The sequence below is a fragment of the Pseudomonas sp. 22085 genome, assembly GCF_052045815.1.
Classification (GTDB): Bacteria; Pseudomonadota; Gammaproteobacteria; order Pseudomonadales; family Pseudomonadaceae; genus Aquipseudomonas; species Aquipseudomonas glycinae.
In genome coordinates this window covers 348918-355548 of the sequence record NZ_JBQEQA010000003.1, presented here as the reverse complement: position 1 = coordinate 355548, position 6631 = coordinate 348918, and the positions used below count along the sequence as shown (strand labels likewise).

Here is a 6631-nt window from a genome sequence, read left to right as displayed (position 1 = left end):
GACGGTCCGCCATCGCGGGCAAGCCCGCTCCCACAGGGTGCTGTATTCAGCTGAGCATCTCGGTTTCAGTCAGCTCTTCCAGCGTCTTGCCTCGGGTCTCCATCCCGAACAGCCACACCACTCCCGCCGCAATCGCAAAGCACAACGCCCCCAGCGCAAACACCCCGCCCTGCCCGGTAATCGGAAACACCAGCCCGGTGACCAGCGGCCCAAGCAACGACCCCACGCGCCCGATGGCCGAGGCAAACCCCGAGCCGGTCGCTCGCGCCGAGGTCGGATACAACTCCGGCGTGTAGGTGTAGAGCACCGCCCACATCCCGAACAGAAAAAACTGCATCAACAGACCGGTGCCGATCAGCAGCGCCACGTTACCGCCGAACACTGCGCTCTGCCCGTAAAGAAATGCCATCACCCCACCGCCGAGCAACGTGACGATACACACCGGCTTGCGTCCCCAACGCTCCACCAGCCAGGCCGCCATCAGGAAGCCGGGAATCCCGCCGAGGGAAATCAGCACCGTGTAATATACCGACTGGGTCACGGCAAAACCCGACTGTTGCAGCAACGCACTGAGCCACGAGGTCAGGCCGTAGAAACCGAGCAGTGCGAAAAACCACAGGCTCCAGATCATCGTCGTGCGTTGGCGATAAAGCGGCGACCAAATCTGCTTCAGCGCCGAAAGGAAATGCCCCGGAGGTGTCACGCTCCGTGGCAGGCGAACCGGTTCCGGCAATGCGGCACCGCCGAGCGATGCCTTTACCCGCGCCTCAATGCCGCGCAATACCTTGTCCGCTGCGTCATGCTTGCCGGCCTGTTCCAGCCAGCGCGGCGACTCGGGAATGAAAAAGCGGATCGCCAGCACGAACACCGCCGGCACCGCCAGCACCAGAAAGATGTCGCGCCAGCCGATCAACGGCAGCAGGAAATACGACAGCACACCCGCTGCGACAAAACCCAGCGGCCAGAAACCGTCCATCAGCGCTATGTAGCGCCCCCGACGCTGGGCGGGGATCAACTCCGACAACATCGACTGGGCAATCGGAAACTCCATGCCCATGCCGATTCCCAGAAGGATGCGAAACAGCGTCAGGCTCTCGACCGTCTGCGCCGTGGAACACAGGTAACTGGCCAGCCCCCACAGGACGATGCTCCACTGGAACACCGGTTTGCGACCGAACCGATCCGCCAGTAATCCGGACAGCGACGCCCCCAGCACCATGCCGAAAAAGCTTGAACTGGCCAGCAGACCGGCCTCGGCACTGCTCAGGCCGAACTCGGCTTTGATCGAGCCGAGCAGGAAGGTCATCATCGCCAGATCCATGGAGTCGAAGAAGAACGCCAGGGCAATGATGATGAAGATGATCCGGTGATAACTGCTGACTGGCAGACGCTCCAGTCGATCCGCCGCGCTGAAGTTACCCGTGTCCATGCCACCTCCTCAATCCGAAAAATCTCCGGATCGAGTGTGCGCGATAGCGGTTGCGCACTTGTGCCAGATGCGACTTTTCCGCAGCCGTTGACGACGTTCAACAGCGAATCTGTGGAAGAAGGCGCTCTACAACGCCATTTCCAGTTCGGTTTCACAGGCAAACCGATGAATTTCCCGCTGGCCTGCCGCCGTCAGTTGCAGGGCTCGGGAATCGTTGGGCAGCACCAGCCAGCCCGACTGCATGAACAACTGCAGCAGCGCGGCCCCCAGCGATCCGCCCATGTGCGGGCGACGTTCGCTCCAGTCCGGACAGGCACAAGCCACTTGCGCATTGCGGTGGGCCAGCGCCTGGATGTACACGCCGCGCCCGGCCAGTTGCGTCGAGCCTTTGTGTGTCACGACCACCCGGTTTTCAAGCTGCTCGATCCAGCCGGCGTCGAGCAGTCGCTGGTACAGGTCGGCGGCCAGCGTTCCCCCCAGATGGTCGTCGCAGAACCGGGCGCGCAGCAGTGACGAGGGCGCGGCCTGGGGTCTGAAGACGGGCGAGGCACGCTTGAATACGTCGGGAATTTCTCGCGGAGCACTGGCCAGTGTGGCGCTGGCCAGGGCTTCGATGGCCGCGCCGATTTCGGGAGCCGCCAGGCGGAAGAAGCGTTTGCGACCGCGCGCCTCGACCTTCAACAGACCGCCAGCGGACAAACGCCCCAGGTGCGCACTGGCCGACGACGGCGAAAGCCCCGCCAGCAACGCCAGTTCCTCGGTCTGCCGGGCCGAGCCATCCATCAACGCCCACATCATCGCGCTGCGCTTGGGATCGGCCAGCAACGTGGCGATCTGGCTGATGCAAGGTGCATGTTCCATGTATTCACTCCCTGTTGAATCGTATCGTCTACTGCTCATAGACATCTTGACCAGTAATCTGTCGTCGGCCAAGGCGCGCAAAATGCCTTGAGTCGAGGCGAGGCAGCGCGCCACGGCAAGGAAACCGCAGCGTTGTCGCGACCATCGTCCCTACCCCGCCGGTGCGGTCTGATTGTTCTCGTGTCAGCCTTTTGGTGCGGGCATCAGGCGGTCGCTAGTATAAGCGGGTTGTTCGCCGAGTCCTGCGCCGGAGCGGTCGTGGCTGGTGATTGTTCCTGAGAGAAATTTCGCTATTTACCTGCGACTAATGATCAGTCGCCGGGAAAACGGGAAATCGGCTACTCAATTCAGCGCAACGACTGGCGAGCATTTCCCTCAGAAGGTTCACCGGCTTACTCAATTGTGCGCGATGGGCGCACAGCAAATTCAGCGGAGCGCGTTCGCAAAGCAGCTCCGGCAACAGCACTTTCAGCCGTCCCGACAGCACATCGCCGGCCACATCCAGCCACGACTTGTAGGCGATCCCCGCTCCCGCGACCGCCCACAGACGCACCACGTCGGCGTCGTCACTGAAGCGATCGCCACTGACGGTCAGGCTGACCTCACGCTTGCCGTCATGAAAACTCCAGTGGTCATGCACCCGGCCGCCGAGCATATACAGCAGGCAGTTGTGCTGAGCGAGCTGTTCCAGATGCAGCGGCTCGCCGTGCCGGGCCAGATAGGCGGGGGACGCGCACAACACCCGGCGGTTGTGCGGGGCAATCGGCAACGCCACCAGACTCGAGTCCTCCGGCTCGCCGTAGCGCAAGGCGATGTCCACCGGCTGGCGAAACAGATCGGCGATACGGTCGCCCAGCAGCAGACGCACCGTCAGTTTCGGGTGTTCGCGCTGAAAGTCGTCGAGCCATGGCAACAGCAGGTTGCGACCGAAATCCGAAGGCGCCGACAGCTGCAGAATCCCGCTGACCTGGTCCTGCCCGCTGGCCAGCAGGCGGCGCCCCTCATCGAGGTTGCTCAAGGCAGCGCGGGCGTATTCGAGAAACCCTTCACCTTCGGCCGTCAGCCGCAGACTGCGGGTGGAGCGCGCCAACAAACGCGCGCCCAATTGCTGTTCGATCCGTTTGAGCGCGGCACTGGCCACCGCAGCGGACATGTCCATTACCCGCGCCGCCGCCGACAGACTGCCCAGATCCGCCGCCCGGACAAACAACTGCAAGTCATCAAAACGCAGCATCCTGAGCCTCAATTATCAAAAAAATATTGAAAGAGACTGCTCTTTTAGCCGGTTTTATCTCCGACAGAAATAGCCAATCATGCCTTCCATCGAACTCATCCCGTCCCGGAGTCGCATATGTCCCAGCCCTTCACCGCCATCGCCACCCTGATCGCCCGACCTGGCCAGCAGGACGCTCTCGAACAGCACTTGCGCGCCCTGATCGAACCGACCCGCGCCGAAGCCGGTTGCGGTCAGTACGAACTGCACCAGGACCTGGCCAATCCGCTGGCCTTCTACATGATCGAACAGTGGGCCAGTGACAAAGCCCTGCAAGCCCACGATGCCAGCGCCCATATCCAGCATTTCCGCAGCCAGGCCGAGGCGTTCCTCGAACACTTCGAACTCAAGCGTCTGCGCGTCATCGCCTGACGCCTTCCTTTATTCACTTTCGGAGTTCTCCATGAAAGCTATCGCCTATTACGCCTCGCTCCCGATCAGCGACGAAAAATCCCTGCAAGACATCGAACTGCCGGAACCGGTTGCCGGCCCGCGCGACTTGCTCGTCGAAGTCAAAGCGATTTCGGTCAACCCGGTCGACACCAAGGTTCGCCAGAACGTCGCGCCGGAAGGCGGCGCCGCCAAGGTGCTGGGTTGGGACGTGGCCGGTGTGGTCAAGTCGGTCGGCAGTGAAGTGACCCTGTTCAAGGCCGGCGACAAAGTGTTCTACGCCGGCTCCATCGCCCGGGCCGGTGGCAACAGCGAATTGCACGTGGTGGATGAGCGGATTGTCGGCCATATGCCAAAAACCCTCGGTTTCGCCGAAGCCGCCGCCCTGCCACTGACCGCCATTACGGCCTGGGAGTTGTTGTTTGAACGCCTGCAGATTCGCGAAGGCAATACCGATGAGGGCCAGAGCCTGCTGATCGTCGGCGCGGCCGGCGGTGTCGGTTCGATCCTCACCCAACTCGCCAGCCAGTTGACCGGGCTCAAAGTGATCGGCACCGCCTCCCGCCCGGAGACCCGCGATTGGGTGAGCGAACTGGGGGCAGATCGGGTGATCGATCACAGCCAGCCGCTGAGCGAAGAACTGAAACGCGCCGGTGTCGCTCACGTGACCCATGTCGCCAGCCTGACCCAGACCGAACAACATCTGGACCAACTGGTCGAGGCCCTGGCGCCGCAAGGCAAACTGGCGCTGATCGACGATCCGAAGGCGCTGGACGTGACCAAGCTCAAGCGCAAGAGCCTGTCGCTGCACTGGGAGTTCATGTACACCCGCTCGCTGTTCGAAACGCCGGACATGATCGAGCAGCACAAACTGCTCAACCGGGTGGCGGAGCTGATTGACAGCGGGACATTGAAAACCACGGTCGGCGAGCACTTCGGCACGATCAACGCGAGCAACCTGCGCCGCGCCCATGAATTGCTGGAAAGTGGCAAGGCCAAGGGGAAAATTGTTTTAGAAGGTTTCTAAAACCCGCAAGACCGCAGCCTTCGCCAGCGCCAAAAATGTCTGGCCCGGGGGCTGCGGTGTTTTTTTGCCGTCAGTCAGATGCTTGACCCTTGTCACAATTGCGATCGTATTCAGGTCTACAATCGGAACCTCTGCGATGCAATCTTTTACGTACGGGAGGTCAGCAATGAAGATCCTGATAAAAGAAGTGGCAAAGTCCCAATGGCAAGTTCGTCTTGACCAGCACGCCGTGACCTTTCGCAGTGAGGCCGAAGCCAGGGCCTTCACCCGCACCCTCGAAGCGCGTATTTGCGCGCCCCATCAGATTCCCGACCTCGGCCAGCAACGCGCTGTCGGCTGAGGCTTTCGTTACTGGATTTCGGCCTGCGCCTTTGCCAGCGCCCGGGCATTCTGCATGCGCCGGGTGAGTGTCGCCGCGCAGACGACCAACAGACCGCACAGGCTGATGACCATGGCCATCGGCACGGCGCTGCCATCGTGCAGGATGCCCACCAGCGCCGAAGCCCCGGCGGCGACGCTGAATTGCATGCTGCCGAGCAACGCTGAAGCACTGCCGGCGCGACCGCCCTGCCCGTTCATCGCACACGCCGCCGCATTGGGGCTGATGCAGCCAAGGCTGGCCACGCAGATGAACAACGGGATCAGCAGTGGCCACAGGGCCTCGGTGTGCAAGGCGCTGACCGCGAGCAGCGTCAGCCCGGCGGCCAGGTAAACCCAGACCGCCCGTGACAGCAGAAAGGCCGGACCGCGCTTGGCCAGCAGGCGCGCATTGACCTGTGCGACCAGAATGAACCCGGCCGCGTTGGTGCCGAACAGCCAGCCGAAATGCTCGGCCGGTACGCCATACAACTTGATGAAAATGAACGGGGAGCCGGCGATGTAGGCAAACATCCCGGCAATGGCGATGCCGCCGGTCAGGGCATGCCCCATGTAGACCGGATCGGCCAGCAGCCGACCGTACTGACGCAGGGCACCGGACAACGGCTGACGCGGAACATGCGCCGGCAGACTTTCCGGCAGGCCGAAGGCCACCGCCAGCCCGGCGAGGGCACTGAACGCCGTCAGCACCAGGAAGATCGACTGCCAGCCTGTGGTGTTGACCAGCAGACCGCCGAGCATCGGCGCCAGAATCGGTGCCAACCCCATCACCAGCATCAACTGCGAGAAAACTTTCGCCGACCCCACCGCGTCGCACTTGTCGCTGACCACCGCCCGGGCAATCACCATCCCCGCGCAACCGCCCAGCGCCTGCACCAGTCGCGCTCCGATCAGCCACTCCAGGTTCGGCGCATAGGCGCAGGCCACTGACGCCAGCGTGAACAGCGTCAGACCGATCAGCAACGGAATCCGTCGTCCGAAACGATCCGCCACCGGCCCGTAAGCCAGTTGACCAATGGATAGACCAAAGAAGTAAGCCGACAGCGTCAGCTGAACGTCTTTCTCATCGGTGCCGAACGCCAGCGCCATGGTGGGAAAGGCGGGTAGATAGAAGTCGATCGCCAACGGACCGAAAGCGGTCAGGGCACCGAGAATCAGAAGGGTACGGAAGTTCATCAGGCGTCCAGGTCTGGCAGGCAGTTGGGGGGCACTTCGGTGGAGTGCAGCCCGACAGTCTAGCCGCGCGAGGACGCCTTGAACATTCCGGTAGCTC

7 protein-coding genes are annotated in these 6631 nt (G+C 62.3%); 3 read left to right on the top strand and 4 right to left on the bottom strand.

From position 1 onward, the window contains the following. Positions 1–46: 46 nt before the first annotated feature. From ACTJK7_RS05455 to ACTJK7_RS05445, 3 genes are all read right to left on the bottom strand, one after another. On the bottom strand, positions 47–1429 hold the full coding sequence (locus ACTJK7_RS05455) for an MFS transporter (RefSeq protein WP_064379290.1): 1383 nt from the start codon (positions 1427–1429) through the stop codon (positions 47–49). Positions 1430–1555: 126 nt separating this feature from the next. Continuing rightward, on the bottom strand, positions 1556–2290 hold the full coding sequence (locus ACTJK7_RS05450; protein ID WP_064379288.1) for an ArsR/SmtB family transcription factor: 735 nt from the start codon (positions 2288–2290) through the stop codon (positions 1556–1558). 304 nt (positions 2291–2594) lie between these two features. After that, entirely contained in the window at positions 2595–3524 is a 930-nt protein-coding gene (locus ACTJK7_RS05445; protein ID WP_085655551.1) for a LysR family transcriptional regulator, read from the bottom strand. Positions 3525–3641: 117 nt separating this feature from the next. Here ACTJK7_RS05445 and ACTJK7_RS05440 point away from each other — a divergent pair, with 117 nt between their 5' ends. The 3 genes from ACTJK7_RS05440 to ACTJK7_RS05430 all read left to right on the top strand — a co-directional run bounded on the left by ACTJK7_RS05440 (position 3642) and on the right by ACTJK7_RS05430 (position 5320). After that, entirely contained in the window at positions 3642–3935 is a 294-nt protein-coding gene (locus tag ACTJK7_RS05440; RefSeq protein WP_323151694.1) for a putative quinol monooxygenase, read from the top strand. A gap of 31 nt (positions 3936–3966) precedes the next feature. Further along, on the top strand, positions 3967–4980 hold the full coding sequence (locus ACTJK7_RS05435; protein WP_064379283.1) for a zinc-binding alcohol dehydrogenase family protein: 1014 nt from the start codon (positions 3967–3969) through the stop codon (positions 4978–4980). 166 nt (positions 4981–5146) lie between these two features. Then, positions 5147–5320 carry a hypothetical protein gene (locus tag ACTJK7_RS05430; protein WP_011332306.1) on the top strand — a complete coding sequence of 58 codons (174 nt, stop codon included), beginning with the start codon at positions 5147–5149 and terminating at the stop codon, positions 5318–5320. 8 nt (positions 5321–5328) lie between these two features. Here ACTJK7_RS05430 and ACTJK7_RS05425 read toward each other — a convergent pair whose 3' ends face one another. After that, entirely contained in the window at positions 5329–6534 is a 1206-nt protein-coding gene (locus tag ACTJK7_RS05425) for a multidrug effflux MFS transporter (RefSeq protein ID WP_440780900.1), read from the bottom strand. Positions 6535–6631: the final 97 nt, after the last annotated feature.

Excerpts from the sequence above, each read along its gene's own strand:
- ACTJK7_RS05435 (WP_064379283.1), top strand. The coding sequence starts at position 3,967 with ATGAAAGCTATCGCCTATTACGCCTCGCTCCCGATCAGCGACGAAAAA.
- ACTJK7_RS05445 (WP_085655551.1), bottom strand. The coding sequence starts at position 3,524 with ATGCTGCGTTTTGATGACTTGCAGTTGTTTGTCCGGGCGGCGGATCTG.
- ACTJK7_RS05430 (WP_011332306.1), top strand. The coding sequence starts at position 5,147 with ATGAAGATCCTGATAAAAGAAGTGGCAAAGTCCCAATGGCAAGTTCGT.
- ACTJK7_RS05440 (WP_323151694.1), top strand. The coding sequence starts at position 3,642 with ATGTCCCAGCCCTTCACCGCCATCGCCACCCTGATCGCCCGACCTGGC.
- ACTJK7_RS05425 (WP_440780900.1), bottom strand. The coding sequence starts at position 6,534 with ATGAACTTCCGTACCCTTCTGATTCTCGGTGCCCTGACCGCTTTCGGT.
- ACTJK7_RS05450 (WP_064379288.1), bottom strand. The coding sequence starts at position 2,290 with ATGGAACATGCACCTTGCATCAGCCAGATCGCCACGTTGCTGGCCGAT.
- ACTJK7_RS05455 (WP_064379290.1), bottom strand. The coding sequence starts at position 1,429 with ATGGACACGGGTAACTTCAGCGCGGCGGATCGACTGGAGCGTCTGCCA.